This is a genomic window from Tritonibacter sp. SIMBA_163 (assembly GCF_046535935.1).
Taxonomy (GTDB): domain Bacteria; phylum Pseudomonadota; class Alphaproteobacteria; order Rhodobacterales; family Rhodobacteraceae; genus Epibacterium; species Epibacterium scottomollicae.
Genome location: NZ_JAWJBP010000022.1, coordinates 26,621 through 53,244, shown reverse-complemented (window position 1 = coordinate 53,244; position 26,624 = coordinate 26,621). Strand labels below are relative to the sequence as shown.

Genomic DNA, 26,624 nt, shown 5'->3' with positions numbered 1-26,624 from the left:
ACCTCCACGTCCTTGCGGACACTAGCACCTGAAGCTAGCGCGTCTACCAATTCCGCCATCTGGGCACGGATATCGTGAGAGCGGCGTATAAGCAAAGTCGCGAGGAGCGTCAAACGGATTTTTGACATTTTTGCAAAACCTCCGCTCATTACGCGCAAATCGCAGGCCTGCAGGACCGCCAGCGGCGTTTTGCGCCTTGTTTGAAAGGGCTTGGGGCGGTAAATCGGATCAACAGCTACGCGAGAGGAGCCAAGTCATGTCGAAACTGGTCACCATCTATGGCGGATCGGGGTTTGTCGGTCGCTACATCGCGCGCCGCATGGCGAAAGACGGCTGGCGCGTTCGCGTCGCCGTGCGCCGCCCCAACGAGGCGATGCATGTCAAACCCTATGGCGTTCCGGGCCAGGTTGAACCTGTCTTCTGTAACATTCGCGACGATGCCTCTGTTGCGGCCGTCATGGCCGGAGCGGATGCAGTGGTGAACTGCGTCGGTGTCCTGAGCGAGACTGGCAAGAACACATTCAGCGCCGTTCAGGCAGAGGGCGCCGGTCGGATTGCGCGAATCGCTGCTCAGAATAATGTCGAACGCCTCGTCCAGATCTCCGCCATTGGCGCAGACGCCGCAGGGGCGAGCGACTACGCACGCACCAAAGGCGAAGGCGAGGCCGCCGTACTGGCAGCCTATCCCGACGCCATGATCCTGCGTCCTTCGATCATTTTTGGCCCCGAGGACCAGTTCTTCAACCGCTTCGCCAGCATGACCCGCCTGGGCCCCGTGCTACCGATCGCAGCCGGCAGCACCCGCTTCCAGCCGGTCTATGTCGACGATGTCGCCAAGGCGGCAGTTGCCGGACTTACCGGCGAGGCCAAGCCGGGCGTCTTTGAGTTGGGCGGCCCGGAGGTGAAGAGCTTTTCCGACCTGATGACACAGATGCTCGAAGTGATTCATCGCCGCCGGCTCGTGGCGTCCTTGCCAAACTTTGTCGCGCGCATGATGGCCTTCAGCTTTGATCTGGCCCAGTCCGCGTCCTTCGGGCTCTTTCAGAACGGGCTCTTGACCCGTGACCAGCTGAAAAACCTGCAGAACGACAATGTTGTCTCTCAGGACGCAAACGGATTTGCAGACCTCGGAATTGAGCCCATCACCCTTGGCGCTGTCCTGCCCGACTACCTGTGGAAGTTCCGCCCCTCCGGCCAGTACGATGAGCTGATGAAATCGGCGCGCAACCTGCACGGCGACGTCTGATCCTTACCTCATCGGATTTGTGAAAAAAGGCGTGGCGATTGCTGCGCCTTTTTTAGCTATAGGCAATCCCGAGCAGCACGATACCAAGGATCACGCGATAGATCACATAGGGCGTAAAACTCACCGACTTGAGCAGGCGCATCATCAGAGCCAAGGCCGCCAGGGCGGCCCCCATTGCAAGCAGTGCAGCAATCCCCATGTCCCGCATCAGGGCGATGTCGGCCTCGATCGCAACCTCGGCGCCCAACAAAACGCCGGAAGCGATGATCGTCGGAATTGACATCAACATGGCAATCCGCGCGCCGTCCTCCCGGTTATACCCCAATTGACGGGCGCCGGTGATGGTGATGCCAGAGCGCGATGTGCCCGGAATCAGTGCAATCATCTGCCATAGCCCCATGATCAACGCATCGCGCAGGCCCCAATCGTCCATCGACTTGTGGGTCCTCCCCCATTGATCGGCGATATAAAGCACCAGCCCGAAACCGAGCATGGTCCAGCCAATCACGGCCACTGACCGCAACGCGTCGCTGAAACCGCTGAAATGCAGGAATGCGCCAAAGAGCACGGTCGGAATCGTCGCCACGATCAACCCCATCGCAAGCCGTGAACCGTCAGTGTCCCAGCGCCCGGTCAAGGCCCGCGGCAGCCCCATGAGCCCCACCCGCACGTCACGCCAGAAATAGATGACAACGGCGGCAAGCGTGCCGACGTGGACAGCAACGTCGATGGCCTGTCCCTGATCCTGCATTCCAGTCAAGCTTGGCAATAGGATCAGATGACCTGACGAGGAAACCGGCAAAAATTCAGTGATGCCCTGAATCAGGGCCACGAGGATGAGCTGGAACAAAGGCATAAATCAGGGACCGAAGGCTATGCTGCGCGAAGGTCGCAGCTTTGGCATCCTGTATAGCTCCCTTGATTTTATGAGAAAGTCTATTTTTAGGACCGAATCGGATCTAAAAATACTGTACAAAGCCACCGGAACGGCTATTCACAGACAGCTAGTCAAGTAATAGGTCAACATTGCTGACGTACCACTTGAGCTTCAAGACTTTGTACTGTCGCCGCCAGCTAAAAGGAGAGTGTCACCGTGGCCAAGCAACCGATGCTTAAGTTCGTGAAGATTGATCGCGATATGCCCGTGAAACGGGCGGCGGAAACGCGCAAGGAAGATTTCGACGAGATCTATGCGGAATTCGCCGCGATCAAGGCAGAAGAACAGGCAAGCCGCTGCAGCCAATGTGGCGTGCCCTATTGCCAGTCGCACTGTCCGCTGCACAATAACATCCCCGACTGGCTGAACCTGACGGCCACCGGTCGCCTGAAGGAGGCCTATGAGACATCGCAGGCCACCAACACCTTTCCGGAAATCTGCGGCCGCATCTGCCCGCAGGACCGCCTGTGCGAAGGCAACTGCGTCATCGAGCAATCCGGCCATGGCACAGTCACCATCGGCGCGGTGGAGAAATACATCACCGACACCGCTTGGGACAAAGGCTGGGTAAAACCCAACGCCCCGCGCGCCGAGCGTGAGGAATCCGTAGGCATCATCGGTGCGGGTCCCGGTGGCCTGGCGGCGGCGGACATGCTGCGCAAGGCTGGCGTGCAGGTCACCGTCTATGACCGCTATGATCGCGCAGGCGGCTTGCTGACCTATGGCATTCCCGGCTTCAAACTGGAAAAAGACGTGGTCATGCGCCGCAACCAGCTGCTGGCCGACGGCGGCGTCACCTTCGTGATGAACTGCAACATCGGCGAGGATATCTCGTTTGACGAGATCCGCGGCAAACATGACGCGGTGATCATCGCCACCGGTGTCTACAAGTCCCGCGACCTCACCATGCCCGGCTCCGGCGCCACCGGCATCGTCAAGGCGATCGACTTTCTCACCGCCTCCAACCGGGTGGCGAACTTTGGCGACAGCGTGCCGGAGTATGAAGACGGCACCTTCAACGCCGACGGCAAGAACGTGGTGGTGATCGGTGGCGGCGATACGGCCATGGACTGCCTGCGCACCTCGATCCGCCAAGGCGCCAAATCGGTGAAATGCCTCTACCGTCGCGACCGCGCAAACATGCCCGGCTCGCAGCGCGAGACTCAGAACGCCGAGGAAGAAGGCGTGGTCTTCGAATGGCTGTCCGCCCCCAAGGGCTTCACCGACGAGAGCGGCAAGGTCACGGGCGTCATGGTGCAGAAGATGCGCCTGGGTCAGCCCGATGCCTCTGGCCGGCAATCCCCCGAGGTGATCGAGGGCGCCGACTACGTTGAGGACGCCGATCTGGTGATCAAGGCGCTTGGCTTTGAACCCGAAGACCTGCCGACGCTCTGGGACCAACCCAACCTTCCGGTGACCCGCTGGGGCACCATCAAGGCGGAGTTCCGCACCGGCGCGACCAACCTCGATGGTGTCTATGCGGTGGGGGACATCGTGCGCGGTGCCTCTCTCGTGGTCTGGGCGATCAAGGACGGTCGCGATTGTGCCGAGGCAATCCTGGAACGTTTCACCACCAAGGCGGCTGTCGCAGCCGAGTAATCAACAGGTTCCCGAGCGGTCCGGCGCCCCTGACACAGGCGCGGCGCCACCGCCAGGCAGAGGAGAATACACAGATGACCAAATATGATGAGAACTGGGTCCGCGCAGAAGAAGCCAAGCGCCAGTGGATGGCCGAAAACGGTCTTTACTCCGAGGAAGAAGAGCATTCTTCCTGTGGTGTGGGGCTTGTGGTCTCCGTTGACGGCAGTAAGAGCCGCAAGGTGGTTGAGGCCGGCATCGACGCACTAAAGGCGATCTGGCATCGTGGTGCGGTGGATGCCGATGGCATGACTGGCGATGGCGCGGGCATTCACGTACAGATCCCGGTGCCTTTCTTCCACGATCAGGTCAAGCGCACCGGCCACGAGCCGCGCAAGGATGAGCTGATGGCCGTGGGTCAGGTGTTCCTGCCACGCACCGATTTTGGCGCTCAGGAAACCTGCCGGACCATCGTCGAGACCGAAGTGCTGCGCATGGGGTACTATATCTACGGCTGGCGCCATGTGCCGGTGGATGTGACCTGCCTCGGCGACAAGGCCAACGCAACCCGCCCCGAGATCGAGCAGATCCTGATCTCCAACGCCAAGGGTGTGGACGAAGAAACCTTCGAACGCGAGCTTTACGTCATCCGTCGCCGCATCGAGAAGGCCGCTGCCGCCGCGCAGGTTGGCGCGCTCTATATCGCGTCGCTGTCCTGCCGGTCGATCATCTACAAGGGCATGATGCTGGCCGAACAGGTTGCAGTCTTCTACCCCGACCTGATGAACGAACGGTTCGAAAGCGCCTTTGCGATCTATCACCAGCGCTATTCCACCAACACCTTCCCGCAGTGGTGGCTGGCACAGCCGTTCCGCATGCTGGCCCACAACGGCGAGATCAACACGCTGAAGGGCAACGTCAACTGGATGAAGAGCCATGAGATCCGCATGGCGTCTTCGACCTTTGGCGACCACGCCGAGGACATTAAGCCGATCGTGGCCAATGGGTCTTCCGACTCCGCCGCACTGGATTCGGTGTTTGAGGTTCTGGTGCGCGCGGGCCGCTCCGCACCGATGGCAAAAACCATGCTGGTGCCGGAAAGCTGGTCCAAACAGGCCGAGGAACTGCCGCAGGCCTGGCGTGACATGTATTCCTATTGCAACGCCGTGATGGAGCCCTGGGACGGGCCCGCCGCGCTGGCGATGACCGATGGCCGCTGGGTCTGTGCTGGTCTCGACCGCAACGGTCTGCGCCCGATGCGCTATGTGGTCACCGGCGACGGTCTGGTCATTGCGGGCTCCGAGGCAGGCATGGTGCCGATCGACGAAGCCTCTGTGGTGGAAAAGGGCGCGCTGGGTCCGGGTCAGATGCTGGCCGTGGACATGAAGAAGGGCGAACTCTACCACGACGTTGAAATCAAGGATAAACTTTCCCGCGCGTTGCCCTTTGGCGACTGGGTGGCGAAAGTCAACGATCTGGACGCGGTGCTGGGCAGCGTGCAGGAAACGCCCCTGTTCTCCGGCGAGGAGCTGCGCCGCCGTCAGGTTGCAGCCGGCTATACCATCGAGGAGCTGGAGCAGATCCTGTCGCCGATGGCCGAGGACGGCAAGGAGAGCCTTGCTTCCATGGGCGATGACACCCCTTCTGCGGTGCTGTCGAAGCAATATCGCCCGCTGAGCCACTTCTTCCGCCAGAACTTCTCTCAGGTGACCAACCCGCCGATCGACTCTTTGCGCGAATTCCGCGTGATGAGCCTGAAGACGCGCTTCGGCAACCTCAAGAACGTGCTCGACGAGGACAGCTCCCAGACCGAGATCGTGGTGCTGGAAAGCCCCTTTGTCGGCAACTCGCAATGGGACAAGCTGGTCGAGAACCTCGGTTCCAAACTGGCCGAGATCGATTGTTCCTTCGCCCCCGGCAAAGGGTCGCTGCACAGCGCGCTGGCCCGCATTCGCGCCGAGGTGGAAGAAGCCGTGCGCTCCGGTGCTGGCCATATCGTTCTGACCGACCAGCATTCCGGTGCGGGCAAGGTCGCGATGCCGATGATCCTGGCGACATCCGCCGTACACTCGCATCTGATCCGTCAGGGCCTGCGCACCTTCTGCTCGCTCAACGTGCGTTCGGCGGAATGTATCGACCCGCATTACTTCGCGGTGCTGATCGGCTGTGGTGCAACCGTGGTGAACGCCTATCTGGCGGAAGATTCGCTGGCCGACCGCATCGAGCGCGGATTGCTTGATGGCTCCCTGACCGAGAATGTCGCCCGCTACCGCGAGGCGATCGATCAGGGCTTGCTGAAGATCATGGCGAAGATGGGCATCTCCGTGGTGTCGTCCTACCGTGGTGGCCTCAACTTCGAGGCGGTGGGCCTCTCCCGCGCCATGGTGGCAGAGTATTTCCCCGGCATGACCTCGCGGATTTCCGGCATTGGTGTCTCGGGTATTCAGGTGAAGGCCGAGGAGATCCACGCAAAGGGCTGGGATACCGCGGAAAACGTGCTGCCGATCGGCGGCTTCTACAAGGCACGCAAATCGGGTGAGACCCACGCCTGGGAAGCCACCTCGATGCATATGATGCAGATGGCCTGCAACCGCGCGTCTTTCGAGATGTGGAAGCAGTACTCGGCCAAGATGCAGTCAAACCCGCCGATCCACCTGCGTGATCTGCTGGACATCAAGCCGCTGGGCAAGGCGATCCCGATCGAAGAGGTGGAATCGATCACCTCGATCCGTAAACGCTTTGTCACCCCGGGCATGTCGCTGGGCGCACTCAGCCCCGAGGCGCACAAGACCCTGAACGTGGCGATGAACCGTATCGGCGCCAAGTCCGACTCCGGTGAGGGCGGCGAAGATCCGGCGCATTTTGTGCCAGAAGCCAACGGCGACAACCCGTCGGCGAAGATCAAGCAGGTGGCGTCGGGCCGTTTTGGCGTGACAGCCGAATACCTGAACCAGTGCGAAGAACTGGAAATCAAGGTCGCTCAGGGCGCCAAGCCCGGCGAGGGCGGTCAGCTGCCGGGCATGAAGGTCACCGACCTGATTGCGCGCCTGCGTCACTCCACCAAGGGGGTCACGCTGATTTCGCCGCCGCCGCACCATGACATCTACTCGATCGAGGATCTGGCGCAGCTGATCTACGACCTGAAGCAGATCAACCCGCGCTGCAAGGTGACGGTGAAGCTGGTGGCCTCCTCCGGTGTTGGCACCATTGCCGCCGGTGTGGCCAAGGCGAAAGCCGACATCATCCTGATTTCGGGCCACAACGGCGGCACCGGGGCCTCGCCTGCGACCTCGATCAAATACTGCGGCCTGCCGTGGGAGATGGGTCTGACCGAAGCGCATCAGGTTCTGGCAATGAACAACCTGCGCGGCCGCGTCACCCTGCGGACCGATGGTGGCCTGCGCACCGGGCGTGATATCGTCATGGCCGCGATGATGGGCGCCGAGGAATACGGCATCGGCACCGCCGCGCTGATCGCGATGGGCTGCATCATGGTACGCCAGTGCCAGTCCAACACCTGCCCGGTGGGCGTCTGCACCCAGGACGAGGCACTGCGCGGCAAGTTCACCGGCAATGCCGACAAGGTGGTGAACCTCATCACCTTCTATGCACAGGAAGTCCGCGAGATCCTCGCCTCCATCGGGGCGCGCAGCCTTGATGAGGTGATCGGGCGGGCGGATCTGCTGGCGCAGGTGTCGCGTGGCTCGGCCCACCTCGATGACCTCGACCTGAACCCGCTGCTGATCACCGTCGATGGGTCTGCCAGCATCGTCTACAACCGCGACAAGGACCGCAACGCGGTGCCGGATACGCTGGATGCGGAAATCGTGCGCGATGCCGCGCGGTTCCTCAAGGACGGCGAAAAGATGCAGCTGTCCTATGCGGTGCAGAACACGCATCGCACCGTGGGCACACGCACCTCCAGCCACATCGTGCAGAACTTCGGCATGCGCAACACGCTGCAGCCCGATCACCTGACGGTGAAACTGCAGGGCTCTGCCGGTCAATCGCTCGGGGCATTCGCCGCGCCAGGGTTGAAACTGGAAGTCTCCGGCGACGCCAACGACTATGTTGGCAAGGGGCTTTCGGGCGGCACCGTGGTTGTGCGCCCCTCGATGGCGTCGCCGCTGACCGCGTCTGAAAACACCATTGTCGGCAATACTGTGCTCTATGGTGCAACTGCAGGCTACCTGTTCGCCGCGGGCCGTGCGGGTGAGCGTTTCGCGGTGCGCAACTCCGGCGCCAAGGTGGTGATCGAAGGCTGCGGCACCAATGGTTGCGAGTACATGACCGGCGGTGTTGCTGTCATTCTCGGCACTATTGGCGCGAACTTCGGAGCCGGCATGACCGGTGGTATGGCCTATCTTTACGATCCAGAAGGCACCGCCGAGCATCTGATGAACATGGAAAGCCTCGTCACCTGCCCGTTGACTGTGGACCATTGGGAAGCAGAGCTGAAAGCGCTTGTCGAACGTCATCTGGCGGAAACAGGCAGCCGCAAGGCCGCCGAGATCCTGCAGCACTGGGATAGCGAAAAGCAGCATTTCCTGCAGGTCTGCCCAAAGGAGATGCTGAACAAGCTGCCGCACCCCATCGCAACGGAATCTTCGGCGATCCCCGCCGAATAACTCAACGATCCCCGAGAATAAGATCCTATCTTATTCCTGAAACTGAGCCCCGCAGTGTTTCGACCTGTGGGGCGCTTTTTTGCCCCGAACACTGCAACCTGCCAAGCGGGACGTTTCCCTGTTGGAGAGCAGCGGTTCTCTGTCTTATAGAGAGCCCATGGCAAAGGCAGCACGCAAGAAGACATCCCGCAAATCGAAATCGAAGCCCGCACGGTTCAGCCCGCGCGCGCTGTATCTCCGCCTGCGTCGTTGGGCGCTGCGGGCTGCACTTGGCGGCCTGGTCTTTCTGCTGGCGATGATTCTGCTTTACTCCGTGGTGAACCCGCCACTCACCCACACGATCTGGACCGAGAAGCGTCGCCTCGGCCACGTGGAACGTGAATGGGTCCCCATCGAGGACATCGCCCCTGCCCTCGCCCGCTCCGTTGTCGCGGCAGAGGATGCGCGGTTCTGTGAACACTGGGGATTTGACGTCAATGCCATCCGCAACGCGCTGGAAGCCGGCGCCAATCGCGGGGCGTCGACGATCACGCAGCAGGTCGTGAAGAACGTCTTTCTCTGGCAGGGACGCAGCTGGGTGCGTAAAGCATTGGAAACCTTTATGACCCCCGTGGTCGAAGCCACCTGGAGCAAGCGCCGCATCGTCGAGGTCTATTTGAATGTGGCCGAGATGGGCAATGGTGTGTTTGGCGCCGATGCCGCCGCGCAGCACTATTTCGGTGTCGGTGCAGATGCGCTCAGCCCACAGCAGGCGGCACTGATCGCAGCGCTTCTGCCCAACCCGAAAGAGCGATCAGCCGCTCAACCCGGCAATTTCATGCGCAAAAGAGCGCGCCAAATCATGGATGGCGCCGCCACCATCGAGCGTGACGGGCGCTCGGCCTGTTTCGAGCATTGAAGTTTCCGCTCTGGCAAGGCATTGCTGGAGAAACCCGACCTCATCACAACCGGAGAGCACTTGACGCCCATGGCACGTCTCTATCACGTCCCCCTGTCCCCCTTCTGCCGCAAGGTCCGCCTGTCGCTGGCAGAAAAGAAGATAGAGGTGGAGCTTGTCGAGGAACGCTACTGGGAGAAGGACGCGGACTTCCTGCGTCGCAACCCTGCGGCCAAAGTCCCGGTGTTGCGTCTCGACGGCATGTTGATGGCCGAAAGCGCCGCCATCTGCGAATACATCGAAGAAACCCGCCCCGACCCGTCACTGATGCCAAAGACCGCGCCCGAGCGGCTGGAAGTGCGCCGTCTGGTCAGCTGGTTCGACGACAAGTTCCACAGCGAAGTGACCTCGAAGCTGCTCTATGAGCGGGTGAACAAGAAGATGACCGGCGAAGGCTATCCCGACAGCTCCAACGTGAAATCGGGCGCCAAAGCGATCAAGTATCACATCGACTATATGTCCTGGTTACTGGACCACCGGCGTTGGCTGGCGGGGGACAACATGACGCTGGCAGATTTCGCGGCCGCGGCGCATTTGTCGTCGCTCGATTACATCTCGGATGTGGACTGGAACCGCTCTGCCGTGGTCAAGGATTGGTACGCCAAGATCAAATCCCGCCCCGCCTTCCGCTCTATCCTGGCCGATCAGGTGTCTGGCTTCCGTCCGCCGTCGCATTACGCGGATCTTGATTTCTGAGACCGCTCTGGGGGCGCTGCCCCCTCCGGGCCTTGCGGCCCGTTCACCCCCGAGGGTATTTCTGAAAAGATGAATGACGTCGGCGATATAAAGTCACGGCTTGTGGAACAGGCACGCGCCGAGGGGTTTGTCTCCGCGCGCATCTGTCGGCCATGGGATGTGCCGGAGGTGCCAGAGCGGCTGCGCGCGTTTCTCGATGCCGGATACCATGGCCAGATGGGCTGGATGGCAGACCGGGTGAACTGGCGTGAAAATCCGGCCGCACTCTGGCCGGAGGCGCGTTCTGTCATCATGCTGGCGGAAAGCTATACGCCGGATGAAAATCCGATGTCGGTTGTGGGCTTGCCGGACCGCGCTGCGATCTCCGTCTATGCCCGAGGCAAGGACTACCATGATCTCGTCAAGAAACGGCTGAAGCGACTGGCGCGCTGGATGATTGCCGAGGCGGGTGATGAAACGCAGGTGAAGGTGTTTGTCGACACAGCTCCAGTGCCGGAAAAGGCGCTGGGACAGGCTTCCGGCTTGGGTTGGCAGGGCAAGCATACCAACCTTCTGAGCCGAGATTGGGGAAACTGGGCCTTTTTAGGCTCTGTTTTTACCACATTGGAGCTGCCCATCGACCCGGCTGAACCGGATCATTGCGGCTCCTGCAAGGCCTGCCTGACGGCCTGTCCGACGGACGCCTTTCCAGCGCCCTACCAGCTGGATGCGCGGCGTTGCATTTCCTATCTGACGATCGAACATAAGGGACCCATCGACGAGGAGCTGCGCGGCAAACTCGGCAATCGGATCTACGGCTGTGACGATTGTCTGGCGGCCTGCCCCTGGAACAAATTTGCGGTTGAAGCCTCCGACATCCGCTATGCTGCGCGGGAGGGAACGATTGCGCCGCCGCTGGCCGAGCTGGCGCAACTGGATGATGCCGATTTTCGCGCGCGTTTTTCTGGCTCGCCGATCAAACGGATCGGGCGGGATCGGTTTGTGCGCAATGTGCTTTATGCCATCGGAAATTCCGGCGACCCCGGCCTGTTGTCCGATGCCCAACGGCTGTGTGAAGATCCCGATCCCACCGTGGCCGATGCTGCGCGTTGGGCCGTGATGCGACTGCAGGAATGACGCAAACAGAGTGGACGTGACGCGAATGGTCGTGACACCCATGCAGGCGTGAACAGAATTCGAGGATAAGATGGCGTTGTTGCTTGGGGTGGACACCGGGGGCACCTACACGGATGCGGTCCTGATCCGCGACGAAACGGAAGTGATCGCTTCGGCCAAAGCGCTCACCACCCGAAAGGATCTGGCGATCGGGGTTGGTGGTGCCGTGCGGGCGGTGCTGGAACAATCCGGCGCTTCACCCACTGAGGTGTCCTTGGCGGCCCTGTCCACGACCCTGGCCACCAATGCGCTGGTTGAGGGGCAGGGCGGGCGTGTGGCGCTCATCTACATCGGCTTTTCCGAACAGGATCTGGACCGCCATGGCCTCAATGAAGCGCTGAAAGGCGACCCGGCGCTGATCCTCTCTGGCGGCCATACCCATGCGGGCAGTGAGGCGAAACCACTCGACACAGAGGCCCTAATTGCCTTTTTAGAGACTGAATCTGCAGGTGTGAGCGGCTTTGCCGTCGCCGGGGTCTTTGCCACTCGCAACCCCGCGCATGAACTGGAAGTGGCGAAGATCATCCAGGAGCGCACCGGCGCGCCGGTGACCTGCTCGCATCAGCTCTCGGCCAAGCTGAACGGACCCAAGCGGGCGCTGACGGCGGTGCTGAACGCGCGCCTCATCGGCATGATCGACCAGCTTATCAATCGCGCGGCGGACACGCTGGCGCATATCGGGATCGAAGCCCCGATGATGGTGGTGCGCGGGGACGGGGCCCTGATGTCGGCGCAGCAGGCGCGCAGCCGGCCGATCGAAACGATCCTCAGCGGGCCTGCCGCCTCGATCGTCGGTGCGCGCTGGATGACCGGGGCTGAAAACGCACTGGTCAGCGACATTGGTGGCACCACCACCGATGTGGCACTGATCGAACGTGGCCTGCCCAAGATCGACCCCGAAGGCGCGCTGGTGGGGGGCTTTCGCACCATGGTGGAGGCAGTGGCCATGCGCACCACTGGCCTTGGTGGTGACAGTCAGGTGCATCTCAACACCGATGGTCTGGATGGTGGTGTGACGCTTGGTCCGCGCCGGGTACTGCCGGTCTCCCTGATTGCCGCCGAGGCATCTGATGTCGTGCATGCCGCGCTTGAGGCGCAGCTGCGCGCGCCTGTGGTGGGGGAGTACGATGGTCGATTTGTCCGCGCCGTCGAAGGGCAGCCCGCAGTTGGTCTGTCGGAACGAGAAGCCACTGTTCTGGCACGGGTCGGCACCGGCGTCCGTGCGATGGGAGACGTGCTGCGCACCCGGATGGAGCACGGAGCGCTGAACCGCTTGGTTGACCGTGGTCTGGTGCAGATTGCGGGTATCACGCCCTCCGATGCCAGCCACGTCCTGAACCGGGTTTCCGCATGGGATCGAGACGCGGCAGAAAAGGCTCTGACGATATTTGCCCGCCGCCGGATCGGAAGCGGCGACACAGTGGCCGAAGACGCGAAAGCGCTGGCGCAGATGATCGTCGACCAACTGACGGAGCAGACGGCGCTGACGTTGCTGGAATCAGTTTTTTGCGAAGAGCAGGCGTCGTTTGGGGGCAACCCAAAGGATCTCGCCCGTCATATCCTGCTGCAGCGTGGTCTGGCGGGGCATCGGGGCGTGCTGGCACTGGATGCGCGCGTGAACGTGGATGTGATTGGTCTTGGCGCTTCTGCCCCAAGCTACTACCCGGCGGTGGGTGATCGGCTGCGCTGCAGAATGATCCTGCCGGAACACGCCGGGGTGGCCAATGCCATCGGTGCCGTCGTCGGGCGGATATCCCAACGACGGAGCGGAACCGTCACCTCCCCGTCCGAGGGCAAGTTCCGGGTGCATTTCGACACCGGTCCGCGAGATTTCACGGCCAGTGCGGAGGCCTTGGAGGCGCTGGAAAAATATCTGCGCGCGGACGCCGTCGCCGCCGCCGAAGCAGCAGGGGCCAGCGATATCCACGTACATGTCAGCCGGGACATCCGGACCGCAGAGGTCGAAGCGCGGTCGATCTTCGTCGAAGCGCTACTGACGGTGCAGGCCAGCGGCCGCCCGCGCGTTGCGCATCAGTAGCATCTGAAATGGCAAACGGCCGTCCTGTACCGGACGGCCGTTTCTGGGTTCAGGGCCTGATATCAGGCTCTAATCAGGTTTATTCCGCTGCTTGATTCCGCTTGGGCAAGACCCAGTCGGGACGAGCGAAGTGGCAAGTGTAGCCGCTTGGCAGGCGCTGCAGATAGTCCTGATGTTCGGACTCGGCCTCCCAGAAATCGCCTACGGGCTCCACTTCTGTCACCACTTTGCCGGGCCAGATGCCAGAGGCATCCACATCGGCGATCGTGTCCAGCGCCACCGCTTTCTGCGCCTCATCCACATAGTAGATGGCGGAGCGATAGCTCATGCCCAAGTCATTGCCCTGGCGATTCTCTGTGGTGGGATCGTGGATCTGAAAGAAGAACTCCAGCATCTCACGGTAGGAGGTCAGCGCGGGATCAAAGATGATCTCGATCCCCTCAGCATGAGTACCATGGTTTTGATAGGTCGCGTTCGGGACATCGCCGCCGGTATAGCCGACACGGGTGCTCAGCACGCCTGTGCGCTTCCGGATCAGCTCCTGCATGCCCCAGAAACAACCGCCAGCCAGAACGGCACGTTCGGTATTGCTCATCGGTGGTCCTCCACTTGATTGATGTAGGCGCCATAGCCTTCCGCCTCCATGTCGTCGAGGTGGATAAAGCGCAAGGACGCCGAGTTGATGCAGTAGCGCAAGCCGCCCCGATCCGCCGGTCCATCAGGAAAAACATGCCCGAGATGACTGTCGCCATGGGTGGAACGCACTTCGGTGCGGATCATGCCGAGGGTTCGATCTTCGATTTCCTGCACATGGGCGGACTCGATCGGCTTGGTAAAACTCGGCCAGCCACACCCCGACTCATATTTGTCGGCAGAAGCAAACAGCGGCTCGCCGGAGACGATGTCCACATAGATGCCGGGTTCCTTGTTGGACAGCAGCTTGCCCGTGCCTGGCCGTTCGGTTCCCGCGTTTTGCGTGACGTGGAATTCCTCTTCCGACAGCGCTGCGACGGCATCAGGGTTCTTGAAGTATTTGGTCATGGGCCCCTCCCACATGATTGATAGGGCAATATTTGGGGTCGGAGACTGCGCTTTCAAACCCCAATGCGCAAGAGGGTGACTGGCAGTCACCCCCTCCCGTGAGCAAAAGTGATCCACCCTGCGGGACGGTCCGTATACTTTCAAAAGGAGAGTTCTGATGCGCGTGTTTCTGGCAGGGATGTTGATGTTGTTTGGGATTTTCGGAATGTCGACGGTAAACAGCGCGCCGCTGCAAGGCACGTTTCAATCCATAGATGGCGAGACCCTCGATCTGGAGAGCTTTCGCGGGCAGCCGGTGCTTGTGGTCAACACGGCGTCAATGTGCGGGTTTACCGGACAGTATGATGGGCTGCAGACCCTCTACGATACCTATCGTGAACGGGGTCTGATTGTGCTGGCCGTCCCGTCGAATGACTTCAATCAGGAGCTTTCCAACGCCGAAGAGGTGAAAGAGTTCTGCGAAACCCGTTTCGATCTCACATTGCCGATGGCGGATATCACGCAGGTGACCGGTCAGGACGCCCATCCGTTCTTTCGCGAAGTGGCACAGCAGACTGGGTTTGTGCCGCGCTGGAACTTCAACAAGATCCTGCTGTCACCAGACGGAAATGTCGTGAAGACTTGGGGCTCCCTCACGCGGCCAATGTCCGGTGCGATCCGTCAGGCCGTCGAAGGGCAGCTGAACAGCTGAGTTTTTAATCCGCCCGCGCCGAGAGGCCAGGCGCCATCGGTGCGGTTCTGGTCGCGGGCTGTCGCGACAGCTGCACCGCAAGAATACCAAGCGTCACGATCCCCACGCCAACCACATCCAGCACTCCGAGGCGCTCTCCCAGCAGAATGCTGGAAATCGCGACACCGAACACCGGGTTGAGGAAGTGGAAGGTCGCCGCCCTCACCGCTCCGATCCGGTTGAGCAGCATCACCCAGATCAGCGTCGCGGCCAGCCCGGGCACCAATGTCGTATAGATGAACGCGATCGCGAGCGGCCAGCTCGGGTCGACGCGAATGGTCTCAAACGTCAGGGCCGCCGGAAACAGCACTGCGGAGCCGATCAGCATCTGCAGCCCCACCACCATCATGAAGTTGCCACCTGACGTCGCCCCGCGCAGCGCAAGTGTGGCTGCAGTCAGGGCCAACACCCCAAGCCCACAGAAGGCCACACCAACAAGGTCGACACCGGCACCAATCCGCGTTCCCATGATCAGGCCGACCCCGGCCACACCGGCCACAAGTCCCAGCAACCCGAGCGGGCGAATTTTCTCACGGAACACGATCAGCGAGGCAAGCGCCACCAGCAGCGGCATGGTCGACGCAATAATGGCGGCCAAAGACGCCTCGATCCATTGCATCGCAACGAAGTTGAGCCCGAGATAGAGCGCATTCTGACAGACGCCAAACACGATGGTCGCCTTCCACTGCCCAGACGTCAGTCGCCATGTCTGCCCAAGGGCACGCGCGATCAGGACACCAATCACGCCGGAGATCAGAAACCGCATCGCCAGCGAAAACAACGGGGACGCATCCACAACGATGATCCGCGCCGAGGTAAAGGCAGAAGACCACATCAGGGCAAATGTCAGCCCCATCGCTATTGCACGCAAATCCATCAATGGCCCCTTCGTTGTCATCGCCGGCACGCTAACCAGTTCCCGACGGGGTGAATAGGTCGTGATCGGATATTGGTACAAAACAAAAGGGCCGCCCCGAAGGGCAGCCCCGAAGCTGTCGCCAGACCAAAAGGTCTATCAGGCGTCGCCGTTCACGCTGTCTTTCAGCGCTTTGGCGATGGTCATTTTCACGACCTTGTCTGCTTCTTTCATGAACTTCTCGCCGGTGGCAGGGTTGCGCACTTCGCGCTCCGGACGCTCACGGCAATAGATCTTGCCAACGCCCGGCAGAGTCACGGCACCACCGCCGGACACTTCACGGGTGATCAGGTTGCACACGGCATCCAGCGCGGCGCCAGCGGTTTTCTTGTCGCTGTCCATTTCCTCAGCAAGCGCTGCCACAAGCTGAGTTTTGGTCATCGGTTTGGACATTCTTAGTCTCCTTGAAACTGCCCGACGTGTTGGGGCCTCATCGCGTAACATTAGCGTTATGTTGTGGGACAACACAACGCGTAGCGCATAAGATCAAGCGCCAAACTAGAGATTTTCGGTGGAAAACAGCATATTTTCGCCTTTACAGGAAGGCTGTTTCGTCGAAAGAGCGCAATTTCCGGCTATGAAGGCGCTCCAACGGCATGCTCCGGAGCATTTCCATCGCCTTGATCCCGATCAGCAAATGCTTTGAGACCTGGGTGCGGTAGAAGTCCGAGGCCATGCCCGGCAGCTTCAACTCACCATGCAGCGGCTTGTCGGACACACACAACAGCGTCCCGTAGGGCACCCGGAAGCGGTATCCGTTGGCGGCAATGGTTGCACTCTCCATATCAAGCGCGATGGCGCGGGATTGGCTGAGGTGCTGCACCGGGCCGGACTGATCCCTCAGCTCCCAATTGCGGTTGTCATGACTGGCGACGGTGCCGGTGCGCATGATCCGTTTCAGGTCATACCCTTCAAGGCCGGTTTCCTGCGCCACCGCCTCTTCCAATGCGACCTGAATTTCGGCCAGCGCCGGGATCGGCACCCAGACCGGCAGATCGTCGTCCAGCACGTGATCCTCGCGCAGATAGGCATGCGCCAGCACGAAGTCCCCCAGCGCCTGCGAATTTCGCAGACCGGCACAATGGCCAACCATCAGCCAGGCATGCGGGCGCAGCACCGCGATGTGGTCGGTGGCGGTCTTTGCATTCGACGGTCCGACCCCGATGTTGACCAGGGTGATGCCGTTCCCGTCCGGTCGCTTCAGGTGATAGGTCGGCATCTGAGGCATCTTTGGGGACCCAGGCAGCACTTCCTCGGCATCGGTAATCTCGACGTTGCCGGTGGAGACAAAGCTGGTGTAGCCGCTGTCGGTATCTGCCAGTTGAGCGCGGGCATAGGCCTCGAACTCGGTCACGTAGAACTGGTAGTTGGTGAACAACACATGGTTCTGGAAATGACCCGGGTCGGTGGCCGTGTAATGCGCCAGACGCGCCAGCGAATAATCAACCCGCTGGGCGGTAAACAGCGACAGTGGTCCGACGCCGTTTTCCGGCACATGGGTGCCATTGACGATATCGTCGTTGGTGGTTGCCAGATCCGGCACGTCAAAGACGTCACGCAGGGTGAAACGCGCGGCCCCTTCCTGCGGCACGGTCAAACCGGGGCGAGAGGCAACGGCAAAATGCACCGGCATCGGTGTTTCCGAAACGCCCACGACCACAGGCTGACCGTGGTTCTTGATCAACAGGCCAATCTGCTGCTCCAGATAATGTTCAAACAGATCCGGTCTGGTCACCGTGGTTGAATAGGTCCCCGGATCGGCCACATGGCCAAAGCTCAGGCGGCTGTCCACCTGCGCATAGGTGGTCGTCGTAAAGCGAACTTCCGGATAAAACGCGCGCATGCGGCTTCCGGGTGCGGCGCCCGCACTCATCGCCGACATGAACTCGTCGCACAGAAAGTTGGTGGCCGCATCATAAAGTTCAATCAACCGGGCCACGGCGGCCTTGGGATCGGTAAAGCTTTGGGCTTCGGGCAGGTCGGGTGTTTTTATGTCAGTCATTGAACGGCTCGATTACTGGAATTTTCTGGAATGTACGCACATCGACAAGGCCGAGATCGCTGATCCTCAGCTCAGGTATGACCACGAGGGCCAGCAACGAGTGCTGCATATAGGCGTTGTTGAGCTGGCAGCCGCAGTCCTGCATGGCCGCAACCAGCTTGTCCGCGTCCGCAGCCACCATGGAGGCAGGACGGTCCGACATCAACCCGGCGATCGGCAACTCCACCAGCGCCAGCTCCTCACCATCTCGGAAGATCGTGATGCCGCCGCCAACTTCGGCCAGACGGTTTGCCGCCAGCGCCATCTGCGCGCGGTCGGTGCCGACCACGATCATGTGGTGACTGTCATGGGCGACGGTGGAGGCCATCGCCATCCGCCCCTCATAGCCAAACCCCGAGACAAACGCGTTGGTGACGCCGCCCGTGGCCTGATGACGTTCGACCAGCGCGATCTGACACACCGGTCCCTCGCCTTCGACCAGCCCATCCTTGACCGGCAGCTCCGCCTTCAGCGCCTTGGTCGGGGCCTGGTTCTCCACCACGCCAATCACATTCGCGGTGACGGAGTTTGCACCCTCTGGCGCTGCGAGTTCAAAGTCCCGCGCGGTCAATTGATGCCCCAGATGCACGGTGCCCCGGGCGCTGTCCGGCCAGTCCAGATGCGGGCAATCCACCTTGATAGAGCCTGTTTCTGCCACGACCTGCCCGCGCGCAATGACCACTTCGATGGGCAGGGTTGTCAGATCCGAGCTCAGGATCACATCGGCCCGCCGACCGGGGGTGAGGGAGCCGATTTCGCGCTCCAGACCAAAATGTGTCGCGGTGTTGATGGTCGCCATCTGGATCGCCACCACCGGGTCACAGCCGCAGGCGATGGCGTGGCGCACCACCCGGTTCATATGGCCATCGTTGACCAGCGTGCCGGAGTGGCAATCATCGGTGCAGAGGATGAAATTGCGGGGATCGAGGCCTTTCTCGGTGATCGCGGTGATCTGCGCCTCGACGTCGTACCAGGCGGAGCCCAGACGCACCATCGCGCGCATGCCCTGCCGCATCCGCGCGATCGCGTCCGCCTCGCAAGTGCCCTCGTGATCATCTGCCGGGCCGCCGGCCACGTAGGCGGCGAAATCCGGCCCCAGATCGGGAGAGGCATAATGCCCGCCGACGGTCTTGCCCGCGCGCTGGGTGGCGGCGATCTCCGCCAGCATCTTGGCATCACCATTGGCGACACCGGGAAAGTTCATCATCTCGCCCAACCCGATGATGCCGGGCCAGTTCATTGCCTCCGACACGTCCTCGGGCGAGATCTCATAGCCCGTGGTCTCCAACCCCGGCGCCGAGGGCGCGCAGGAGGGCATCTGGGTGTAAATGTTGACCGGCTGCAAAAGCGCCTCGTCATGCATCAGCCGCACGCCTTCGAGGCCCAGCACATTGGCGATCTCATGCGGATCGGTGAACATGGTGGTGGTGCCATGCGGGATCACCGCGCGGGCAAATTCCGCCGGCGTCAGCATGCCGCTCTCGATGTGCATATGCGCATCACACAGGCCCGGCACCATATAGCGCCCCTCGGCCTCGATCACCTGCGTGTCGGCGCCAACGCAGTAAGAGGCATCCGGCCCCACATATGCGATCCGACCAGCCTTGATCGCGATGTCATGGCCATCCAGTACTTCCCGCGTGTGCACATTTACCCATTTGCCGTTACGAATCACCGTATCGGCCGGGGCACGTCCGGCTGCGGTTTCAATCAATTGGGGGGCGACGTCGGGCCAGCTTGGGAAGGTCTTGTTTGTCATGGCCTACTGTCATTGATTGCGATCCGGGGTGCAAGACCCCTAATCTGCGATCATAACAGCCTGATGAACAACGAGTGGGCCTCCGCGCATGGACGGTATCATGCCCAGGAACTGATCGCGGGAGCTTGCGCCGCCTGCCGTTGCGGATAAGTACCGCAGGCAACGACCCGACGGTCGTGACGGACCTGAAGACCGGCCCGCACCAAAGACCTCATGTGCCCTGCCCACGCCGATCCCGTATGGATTTCCCGGCCTTGTTCATTCTTCAGTTAACGTGTCACCCTGAGCAAAGACCATGACCACAAGGATCTCGATATGCATGTGATTGCCGATACCGAGGCGCTGGTCGCCGATGGCACCCTGACACCAGACCAGGCCGCGATCCTCAAGCGTCGCTCGCGCGAGGTTATGGTAACGCTCGCAGTGAACGCGATCCTGTGCTTCGGAATTCTTGCCGCCACGGTCGGGTTCATCTTTTGGCTCGCGGATCCGTTTCTGGTGGCAATAGTCGGCGGTTTGATGCTGGCCGGGGGCCTCGCAGTTCTTGCCCGGGCGGGGGCCAGCTACGCGATGTTCGGCAACTCCGCCGTATTGATCGGCGTGGGCATGTTGCTTGGCGGCGCGACGGTGGAGTTGGTTGATCGTTACGAGCAACTTGCAGGGTGGGTGCTGGCGTCGGGTGGGGTGCTGGTCGCACTGATCTGTCTCTGGCGATGGCGCACCAGCGCATGGTCCGCGCGGTTCGTCCTAGGCACGGTCCTGCTGATGGGGCTGAGCATGCATCTTGGCGGTATCGAAATTCTGGCGCAGCTGCATGACCTCGGTCCTCCGTGGCGCAACCTGCTGCTGCTCTATTATGCCGTGGCGCTGGCCGGGACAGGCTGGCAACTGGACGTGAGGCTGATCACCGCTGCTGCCCTGATCCCCTTTGCACAGATTCTGGAAACCGGCACCGCCTATTTCCACGCGGTCTATGCCTTCTATTCCCCCGAGCCGACACTGACGATCCTGCAAATGGGCCTGTTGATCGCTGCCTGCATGTGGGGCGTTGTCCGCGTATCTGAACGGAATGCACGGCATCTGCGTATTCTGGCTGTGATGGGCTTTATCATCGCCAACCTCTGCGCATTGGTCGGGTCAATCTGGGGCGATGTCGTTGGCGAACACCTCTGGGGGCCCGGGCGCTATCGGGACGGCTGGGCAGACTATGAAACCTACAGCGCCGCGCGCGATTCCTTCCGTGACGCCGCGCTGACCATACCCGAACTGACGTATTCCATACTGTGGGCCGTGACGCTCTTGGCGACCATTATATGGGCCGCCTCCCGCACCCAAAGGGGGCTGTTCAACGCGGCGCTCACTTTCGCCGCGATCCATTTCTACACCCAGATGTTCGAAAGCTTCTCAGACGAGCCGTTGGCCTATGTGGTCGGTGGGCTGGGCGCCATTCCGCTGGCCTGGGGTGTCTGGCGCCTCAACCAATGGATGGTGGCACGCAAGATCTGACAAAGTCAGGCCCCTCCCTTGCGCAGCGCCCGAGGCGTCGTCGCAAACTCATTTCTGAAGGCGCGGGTCAAGGCGCTCGGATCTTCGTATCCGCTGCGAGTGGCCACCTCCGACACCGTGATATCAGTCTCTAACAAGAGCCTTCGGGCCTGAATCAGACGCAGCCTGCGATAGACCGCCGCCGGCGTGGCACCTAGATCCGCCTTCATGCGCGCCTCCAGATCCTTTCGTGATCGCCCGATACGTCGTGCGATCTCTGGCATGGGCAGTGGATGCTCCAGATGAGCCTGCATCAGGGCAACGGCACGGGACACAGTTCGCGTGCGCGCCAATGCAGTTTCCGGCGCGGCACCGCCACTTTCAGCACTCATGAACAACGCGGCCACTTCCAGACGCAAGGCTTGACCATGCGCCGCGCCGATCCGTTCGATCATCAGGTCGAATGCGGCCAGCGCGCCGGTGCAGGTGGTGCGGTCCCCGTCGCGCAGGAAACGCGCACGGATCACCTCCACCTCTGGAAATCTCTCTTCAAGCCGCGTGATCTCATGCCAATGGATTGTTGCCTTGCGCCCATCCAGCAAGCCAGCCGCCGCCATCAACCATGGGCCGGTATCGAACCCCGCCATCTCCGCATAGCGGGCCACGGCGGCGCGCAACGCCCGGCGTGTCTCAGGCCCATCATGGCGCAGGAAATTATAGCTCGGCATGATGGCCAGCATATCACCGGAACAATCGGCAAGCCGCGCATGCGCCGTGACCTCCATACCGGAGGAGGACACCACGGTCCCGCCGTCGCGGGACAGGAACCGCCAGCGATAGAGCTCCCGTCCGGCCAATGTGTTGGCCGCCCGCATCGGCTCCACCGTGTTGGCCAGACAATGCGCAGAGAAATCATCGAACAGCAGGATATCCACCTGCTGCACCGTCGCGAGATCATTTGTCCATTTTTGCATGATTTTCGCCGTTACTGCATGGTACCCATCCTATGTCCGGCATACCCTGTCTGACAAGCACCCAGACAGCCCAGACCAGCAAGGAGACCGCCCGTGCATTTCGGCATGACAGAAGAACAGGCGATGATCGTCGAGACCACCCGCGCCTTTGTGGAGAACGAGATCTACCCGCATGAGCTGGAGATTGAGCGCAGTGGCCATCTCGATATGGATCTGGTGAAGGAGATCCAGAAAAAGGCCATCGAAGCCGGGCTTTATGCGGCCAATATGCCTGAAGAGGTCGGCGGCGCCGGGCTCGATACACTGTCGTGGCTTCTCTATGAAAAAGAACTCGGTCGCGCCAACTACGCCCTGCATTGGACCAGCGTCGCGCGCCCCTCGAACATCCTCTTGGCGGGCACGGAGGAGCAGAAAGAGAAATATCTCTTCCCCTGTATCCGCGGCGAAAAATGGGATTGTCTGGCAATGACGGAGCCGGGCGCGGGGTCCGACCTGCGCGGCATGGCCGCTTCGGCCCGCAAGGATGGTGACGACTGGATCCTGAACGGTACCAAGCATTTCATCTCCCACGCGGATGTGGCCGATTTCGCCATCGTCTTCATGGCCACGGGGGAAGAGGACACCCCACGCGGCAAGAAGAAAAAGATCACGGCGTTCTTTGTCGACAAGGGAACACCGGGCTTCTCCGTGCGCGATGGTTATCGCAACGTCTCCCACCGCGGCTACACCAACGCAGTGCTGGAGTTCGACGATTGCCGCCTGCCGTCCTCCGCCGTTCTGGGCGAGGTCGACAAGGGGTTCGACGTCGCCAACACTTGGCTGGGCGCCACCCGCCTGCAAGTGGCTGCGACCTGTCTGGGCCGCGCCGAACGGGCGCTGCAACATGCGGTCGAATACTGCGCCGAGCGCAAGCAGTTCGGTCAGCAAATCGGCAAGTTTCAGGGCGTGTCCTTCAAGCTCGCCGATATGGCCACCGAGCTGAAGGCGGCAAACCTGCTCACCTGGGAGGCCGGCTGGAAGTTCGATCAGGGCAGCGTCACCGAGAGTGACATGTCGATGGCAAAGCTGAAAGCGACCGAGATGCTGGCCATGGTTGCCGACGAGGCGATCCAGATCCACGGCGGCATGGGGCTGATGGACGAGCTTCCCCTCGAACGCATCTGGCGTGACGCGCGCGTGGAGCGTATCTGGGAGGGCACCAGTGAAATCCAGCGGCATATCATCAGCCGCGAGATGCTGAGACCGCTTGGAGGCTGACCTTGTCCGATCCCGCTGAAACCAACCAGAAACCTGTAGTGACCATCACCTATTGCATCGGCTGCAACTGGCTGTTGCGCGCCGCCTGGATGAGCCAGGAACTGCTCTCGACCTTTCAGGAACAACTGGGCGGGGTGACTCTGGTGCCGGGCGAAATTGGCGGAACCTTTGAGATCACCCTCGATGATGCGGTGATCTGGGAGCGTAAGCGGGACGGTGGATTTCCGGATGTGAAAGAGCTGAAAACCCGCGTGCGCGATCATATCAACCCGGATCAGAGCCTTGGGCATCTGGACCGTGAAACCTTGGGTGAATAACGTCAAATGCAGTCTCTAAAAAGGCTCTTCAGGCCCAAAACCATTGCCGTTGTCGGCGGTGGGGCGTGGTGCTCGGCCGTGATCGAACAATGCCGCAAGATGGGGTTTGAGGGCGAAATCTGGCCCGTGCATCCCAAGGCCGAGGAGGTCGCGGGTCTGCCTGCGTTCAAAGACGTGGCTTCCCTCCCCTCGGCGCCGGACGCCAGCTTCATCGGCGTGAACCGCTTTGTCACCATCGACATCGTCACGGCGCTGGCCGCGCGCGGCGCGGGTGGTGCGGTCTGTTTCGCCTCCGGTTTTCTGGAGGCCGAGGCCGAGGATGCCGAGGGCGCGGATCTGCAGGAGCGACTGCTGGCGGCGGCCGGGGAGATGCCGATCCTCGGGCCGAACTGCTACGGGTTCATCAACTACCTCGACGGCGCGCTGTTATGGCCCGATCAGCATGGCGGCAAGCGGGTGGACAAAGGCGTGGCCATCGTCACCCAAAGCTCCAATATCGCCATCAACCTCACCATGCAGACCCGCGCTCTGCCGGTGGCCTATGTGGTGACCTGCGGCAATCAGGCCCAGACCGGACTGGCGGCGATCGGCGAGGCGCTGCTGGAAGATGACCGTGTCACCGCGCTGGGGCTGCATATCGAGGGCTTTGGCGATCTGCGTGCATTCGAGGCGCTGGCGCTGAAGGCGCGGCAACTTGGTAAGCAGATCATCGCGCTCAAGGTCGGACGGTCCGCGCAAGCGCGTGCCGCAACAGTCTCGCACACGGCCTCGCTGGCCGGGGGCGACGCGGGTGCCGGGGCTTTGCTCTCACGTCTCGGCATCCCGCGGCTTTACGACCTGCCGTCGTTCCTCGAGACACTGAAACTGATGCATGTGGTGGGCCGCCTGCCCTCTACCCGCATTGCGACGATCAGCTGTTCCGGGGGCGAGGCGAGCCTTTCGGCGGATACCGCCTACGGACGGGATGTCAGCTTTCCGCCATTGAATGACCGCCAACGCAGCGATTTGCGCGCGGCACTGGGCCCGATGGTGGCGCTGGCGAACCCGCTCGACTACCACACCTATATATGGCGTGACACCGAGGCGATGACCCGGGCCTTCTCCGCCATGGTCGACCCGCAGCTGGCGCTGACGATTCTGGTGGTGGATTTCCCGCGTGCCGACCGCTGCGATGCCTCCGATTGGGATTGCGCCATCCAATCCGCCGTCTCGGTGCGGCAGCAAACCGATCAACCGGTGGCCATGCTTGCGACCCTGCCGGAATTGCTGCCCGAAGAGGTGGCCGAGCAGCTCATCGCCGCCGGTGTGGTGCCGATGCTGGGCCTGCCCGAGGCGATCTCTGCCATCGCGGCGGCCGGCCAACCCTTGCCAGAACTGGCGCACCCCCTGTTGCTGCCCACCAAAACCCATGCCGAGCCGGATCTGGTGCCCGAGGGCGAAGCCAAGGCCTGGCTTGCGCGCTTTGGCCTCCGGGTGCCGCGTGCCAAACCCGCCCGCACCGTCGTGGCCGCGCGCGCGGTGGCGGCGGATATCGGCTACCCCGTGGTGCTCAAGGGCGAGGGCATCGCGCATAAGACCGAGGAAGGCGCGGTAAAACTGAACCTCGGCTCCGGCCAGGAGGTCAGCGATGCCGCCGTGGCCATGCCCACCGACCGGTTCCTGGTCGAGGAGATGGTCACCGGCGCGGTGGCCGAATTGCTGGTTGGCGTGGTGAAGGATCCCGCACATGGCTTCGTGCTGACGCTGGCCGCAGGCGGGACGCTGACCGAGATCATGCAGGACAGCGCCTCGGTGCTGCTGCCCGCCTCGGACGCCGCTTTGAACGCAGCACTCGACGGGTTGAAGATCGCCCCGCTGCTGGCAGGCTATCGCGGCGCGCCTGCGGCGGATCGCAATGCGATCCTGCGCGCGATCCGATCCATCGAGGCCTATGTGGTCGCCGAGGCCGAAGGACTGGAAGAAATCGAAATCAACCCGCTGCTCTGCACCCCCACGGAGGCCGTGGCGGCGGATGCGCTGATGCGCAGAAAGGACATGTTGCGATGACTGAAACGAGCCCCGTCAAGACCCGCCGCGAAGGCGCCATCCTCGAGGTGACGCTGGACCGCCCCAAGGCCAACGCGATTGATCTGCAAACCTCGCGCCTGATGGGCGAGGCGTTTCAGGCCTTTCGCGATGACGACACGTTGCGGGTGGCGATCATCACCGGCGGTGGCGAGAAATTCTTCTGCCCCGGATGGGACCTTAAGGCAGCCGCCGACGGTGATGCGGTGGATGGCAACTATGGTGTTGGCGGCTTTGGCGGCCTGCAGGAGCTGCGCGAGCTGAACAAGCCGGTGATCGCCGCCGTCAACGGCATCGCCTGCGGCGGCGGGCTGGAACTGGCCCTGTCGGCGGACATGATCCTCGCGGCCGATCACGCCACCTTTGCGCTGCCGGAAATCCGCTCCGGCACCGTGGCCGATGCGGCGTCGATCAAACTGCCCAAACGCATCCCCTATCACATCGCGATGGAGCTGCTGCTGACCGGGCGCTGGTTCGACGCCGAAGAGGCCAACCGCTGGGGGCTGGTGAATGAGATCATTGCCGGCGATCAATTGATGGACCGTGCCTGGGAGCATGCGCGCCTCCTCGCCTCCGGCCCGCCGCTGGTCTATGCCGCGATCAAGGAAATCGTGCGTGATGCCGAGGATTCCAAGTTCCAGGACGCGATGAACCGCGTCACCGGACGGCAGCTGCGCAGTGTAGATCTGCTCTATGGCTCCGAGGACAATCTTGAAGGCGCGCGCGCCTTTGCCGAGAAGCGCGATCCGGTCTGGAAGGGGCGCTGACGCGGGCAGCTGAACGCCACTGCAGCGCGCCGCCAGGCGCGCTGCCGGGCCCAAGGCT

21 protein-coding genes are annotated in these 26,624 nt (G+C 61.8%); 13 read left to right on the top strand and 8 right to left on the bottom strand.

What is annotated here, in order from left to right:
• Positions 1 to 256 precede the first annotated feature (256 nt).
• Positions 257 to 1,246 (top strand): complex I NDUFA9 subunit family protein, encoded by a 990-nt coding sequence (locus R0J92_RS19265; protein ID WP_411052788.1) that lies wholly within the window; start codon positions 257 to 259, stop codon positions 1,244 to 1,246.
• 52 nt (positions 1,247 to 1,298) lie between these two features.
• On the opposite strand, the gene R0J92_RS19260 is transcribed toward R0J92_RS19265, so the two are convergent.
• Positions 1,299 to 2,102, bottom strand: coding sequence for an undecaprenyl-diphosphate phosphatase (locus R0J92_RS19260; protein ID WP_411052787.1), 804 nt, complete (start codon positions 2,100 to 2,102; stop codon positions 1,299 to 1,301).
• Between the two features lie 237 nt (positions 2,103 to 2,339).
• On the opposite strand from R0J92_RS19260, the gene R0J92_RS19255 reads away from it, so the two are divergent.
• The 6 genes from R0J92_RS19255 (at position 2,340) to R0J92_RS19230 (ending at position 13,215) form a co-directional block, all read left to right on the top strand.
• Positions 2,340 to 3,782 carry an NAD(P)-dependent oxidoreductase gene (locus R0J92_RS19255; protein WP_411052786.1) on the top strand — a complete coding sequence of 481 codons (1,443 nt, stop codon included), beginning with the start codon at positions 2,340 to 2,342 and terminating at the stop codon, positions 3,780 to 3,782.
• Between the two features lie 74 nt (positions 3,783 to 3,856).
• Positions 3,857 to 8,389: a glutamate synthase large subunit gene (gltB, locus tag R0J92_RS19250; RefSeq protein WP_317384961.1), complete on the top strand. Its 4,533-nt coding sequence runs from the start codon at positions 3,857 to 3,859 to the stop codon at positions 8,387 to 8,389.
• Between the two features lie 157 nt (positions 8,390 to 8,546).
• Positions 8,547 to 9,287 (top strand): monofunctional biosynthetic peptidoglycan transglycosylase, encoded by a 741-nt coding sequence (mtgA, locus tag R0J92_RS19245; protein ID WP_106164409.1) that lies wholly within the window; start codon positions 8,547 to 8,549, stop codon positions 9,285 to 9,287.
• A gap of 69 nt (positions 9,288 to 9,356) precedes the next feature.
• Entirely contained in the window at positions 9,357 to 10,022 is a 666-nt protein-coding gene (locus R0J92_RS19240) for a glutathione S-transferase family protein (RefSeq protein ID WP_106164410.1), read from the top strand.
• A gap of 69 nt (positions 10,023 to 10,091) precedes the next feature.
• Positions 10,092 to 11,138: a tRNA epoxyqueuosine(34) reductase QueG gene (gene queG / locus R0J92_RS19235; protein WP_411052785.1), complete on the top strand. Its 1,047-nt coding sequence runs from the start codon at positions 10,092 to 10,094 to the stop codon at positions 11,136 to 11,138.
• A gap of 70 nt (positions 11,139 to 11,208) precedes the next feature.
• Positions 11,209 to 13,215, top strand: a complete 2,007-nt coding sequence (locus tag R0J92_RS19230; RefSeq protein WP_411052784.1) for a hydantoinase/oxoprolinase N-terminal domain-containing protein — start codon at positions 11,209 to 11,211, stop codon at positions 13,213 to 13,215.
• 79 nt (positions 13,216 to 13,294) lie between these two features.
• Here the strand turns inward: R0J92_RS19230 and msrA are convergent, their stop codons facing one another.
• Together msrA and msrB are read right to left on the bottom strand one after the other, a co-directional pair.
• Positions 13,295 to 13,810 (bottom strand): peptide-methionine (S)-S-oxide reductase MsrA, encoded by a 516-nt coding sequence (gene msrA / locus R0J92_RS19225; RefSeq protein WP_411052783.1) that lies wholly within the window; start codon positions 13,808 to 13,810, stop codon positions 13,295 to 13,297.
• The gene (gene msrB, locus R0J92_RS19220; RefSeq protein ID WP_106164414.1) at positions 13,807 to 14,256 is read right to left on the bottom strand and encodes a peptide-methionine (R)-S-oxide reductase MsrB; all 450 of its coding nucleotides are present in this window, start codon (positions 14,254 to 14,256) and stop codon (positions 13,807 to 13,809) included. Before msrB ends, msrA begins: the two co-directional genes overlap by 4 nt.
• Before the next feature lie 157 nt (positions 14,257 to 14,413).
• On the opposite strand from msrB, the gene R0J92_RS19215 reads away from it, so the two are divergent.
• Complete coding sequence (locus tag R0J92_RS19215; protein WP_394804999.1) at positions 14,414 to 14,947, top strand: glutathione peroxidase; 534 nt, start codon at positions 14,414 to 14,416, stop codon at positions 14,945 to 14,947.
• Between the two features lie 4 nt (positions 14,948 to 14,951).
• Here R0J92_RS19215 and R0J92_RS19210 read toward each other — a convergent pair whose 3' ends face one another.
• The 4 genes from R0J92_RS19210 to ade form a co-directional block, all read right to left on the bottom strand.
• A complete protein-coding gene (locus tag R0J92_RS19210; protein ID WP_411052782.1) occupies positions 14,952 to 15,863 on the bottom strand; it encodes a DMT family transporter in 912 nt (303 codons plus the stop codon).
• 138 nt (positions 15,864 to 16,001) lie between these two features.
• Positions 16,002 to 16,295 (bottom strand): HU family DNA-binding protein, encoded by a 294-nt coding sequence (locus R0J92_RS19205; protein WP_005618395.1) that lies wholly within the window; start codon positions 16,293 to 16,295, stop codon positions 16,002 to 16,004.
• Between the two features lie 142 nt (positions 16,296 to 16,437).
• Positions 16,438 to 17,904, bottom strand: coding sequence for an AMP nucleosidase (locus tag R0J92_RS19200; RefSeq protein ID WP_411052781.1), 1,467 nt, complete (start codon positions 17,902 to 17,904; stop codon positions 16,438 to 16,440).
• Complete coding sequence (gene ade, locus R0J92_RS19195) at positions 17,897 to 19,702, bottom strand: adenine deaminase (RefSeq protein ID WP_106164417.1); 1,806 nt, start codon at positions 19,700 to 19,702, stop codon at positions 17,897 to 17,899. Before ade ends, R0J92_RS19200 begins: the two co-directional genes overlap by 8 nt.
• A gap of 315 nt (positions 19,703 to 20,017) precedes the next feature.
• Between ade and R0J92_RS19190 the strand changes: the two genes are divergently transcribed.
• Positions 20,018 to 21,208, top strand: a complete 1,191-nt coding sequence (locus R0J92_RS19190) for a hypothetical protein (protein ID WP_411052780.1) — start codon at positions 20,018 to 20,020, stop codon at positions 21,206 to 21,208.
• A gap of 5 nt (positions 21,209 to 21,213) precedes the next feature.
• On the opposite strand, the gene R0J92_RS19185 is transcribed toward R0J92_RS19190, so the two are convergent.
• Entirely contained in the window at positions 21,214 to 22,161 is a 948-nt protein-coding gene (locus tag R0J92_RS19185) for a GlxA family transcriptional regulator (protein ID WP_411052779.1), read from the bottom strand.
• A gap of 93 nt (positions 22,162 to 22,254) precedes the next feature.
• Here R0J92_RS19185 and R0J92_RS19180 point away from each other — a divergent pair, with 93 nt between their 5' ends.
• Genes R0J92_RS19180 through R0J92_RS19165 form a run of 4 tightly spaced genes read left to right on the top strand, consistent with a single transcriptional unit; the run spans position 22,255 to position 26,566 of the window.
• Positions 22,255 to 23,418: an acyl-CoA dehydrogenase family protein gene (locus R0J92_RS19180; protein WP_411052778.1), complete on the top strand. Its 1,164-nt coding sequence runs from the start codon at positions 22,255 to 22,257 to the stop codon at positions 23,416 to 23,418.
• A gap of 2 nt (positions 23,419 to 23,420) precedes the next feature.
• Entirely contained in the window at positions 23,421 to 23,735 is a 315-nt protein-coding gene (locus R0J92_RS19175; protein ID WP_106164420.1) for a SelT/SelW/SelH family protein, read from the top strand.
• Between the two features lie 6 nt (positions 23,736 to 23,741).
• Entirely contained in the window at positions 23,742 to 25,781 is a 2,040-nt protein-coding gene (locus tag R0J92_RS19170; protein ID WP_411052777.1) for an acetate--CoA ligase family protein, read from the top strand.
• On the top strand, positions 25,778 to 26,566 hold the full coding sequence (locus tag R0J92_RS19165; RefSeq protein ID WP_411052776.1) for a carnitinyl-CoA dehydratase: 789 nt from the start codon (positions 25,778 to 25,780) through the stop codon (positions 26,564 to 26,566). The genes R0J92_RS19170 and R0J92_RS19165 overlap by 4 nt, the downstream gene beginning before the upstream one ends.
• Positions 26,567 to 26,624 lie beyond the last annotated feature (58 nt).

Coding starts and splice junctions, on each gene's coding strand:
- R0J92_RS19265 (WP_411052788.1), top strand. CDS start 257: ATGTCGAAACTGGTCACCATCTATGGCGGATCGGGGTTTGTCGGTCGC.
- R0J92_RS19260 (WP_411052787.1), bottom strand. CDS start 2,102: ATGCCTTTGTTCCAGCTCATCCTCGTGGCCCTGATTCAGGGCATCACT.
- gltB (WP_317384961.1), top strand. CDS start 3,857: ATGACCAAATATGATGAGAACTGGGTCCGCGCAGAAGAAGCCAAGCGC.
- mtgA (WP_106164409.1), top strand. CDS start 8,547: ATGGCAAAGGCAGCACGCAAGAAGACATCCCGCAAATCGAAATCGAAG.
- R0J92_RS19240 (WP_106164410.1), top strand. CDS start 9,357: ATGGCACGTCTCTATCACGTCCCCCTGTCCCCCTTCTGCCGCAAGGTC.
- queG (WP_411052785.1), top strand. CDS start 10,092: ATGAATGACGTCGGCGATATAAAGTCACGGCTTGTGGAACAGGCACGC.
- R0J92_RS19230 (WP_411052784.1), top strand. CDS start 11,209: ATGGCGTTGTTGCTTGGGGTGGACACCGGGGGCACCTACACGGATGCG.
- msrA (WP_411052783.1), bottom strand. CDS start 13,810: ATGAGCAATACCGAACGTGCCGTTCTGGCTGGCGGTTGTTTCTGGGGC.
- msrB (WP_106164414.1), bottom strand. CDS start 14,256: ATGACCAAATACTTCAAGAACCCTGATGCCGTCGCAGCGCTGTCGGAA.
- R0J92_RS19215 (WP_394804999.1), top strand. CDS start 14,414: ATGCGCGTGTTTCTGGCAGGGATGTTGATGTTGTTTGGGATTTTCGGA.
- R0J92_RS19210 (WP_411052782.1), bottom strand. CDS start 15,863: ATGGATTTGCGTGCAATAGCGATGGGGCTGACATTTGCCCTGATGTGG.
- R0J92_RS19205 (WP_005618395.1), bottom strand. CDS start 16,295: ATGTCCAAACCGATGACCAAAACTCAGCTTGTGGCAGCGCTTGCTGAG.
- R0J92_RS19200 (WP_411052781.1), bottom strand. CDS start 17,904: ATGACTGACATAAAAACACCCGACCTGCCCGAAGCCCAAAGCTTTACC.
- ade (WP_106164417.1), bottom strand. CDS start 19,702: ATGACAAACAAGACCTTCCCAAGCTGGCCCGACGTCGCCCCCCAATTG.
- R0J92_RS19190 (WP_411052780.1), top strand. CDS start 20,018: ATGCATGTGATTGCCGATACCGAGGCGCTGGTCGCCGATGGCACCCTG.
- R0J92_RS19185 (WP_411052779.1), bottom strand. CDS start 22,161: ATGCAAAAATGGACAAATGATCTCGCGACGGTGCAGCAGGTGGATATC.
- R0J92_RS19170 (WP_411052777.1), top strand. CDS start 23,742: ATGCAGTCTCTAAAAAGGCTCTTCAGGCCCAAAACCATTGCCGTTGTC.
- R0J92_RS19165 (WP_411052776.1), top strand. CDS start 25,778: ATGACTGAAACGAGCCCCGTCAAGACCCGCCGCGAAGGCGCCATCCTC.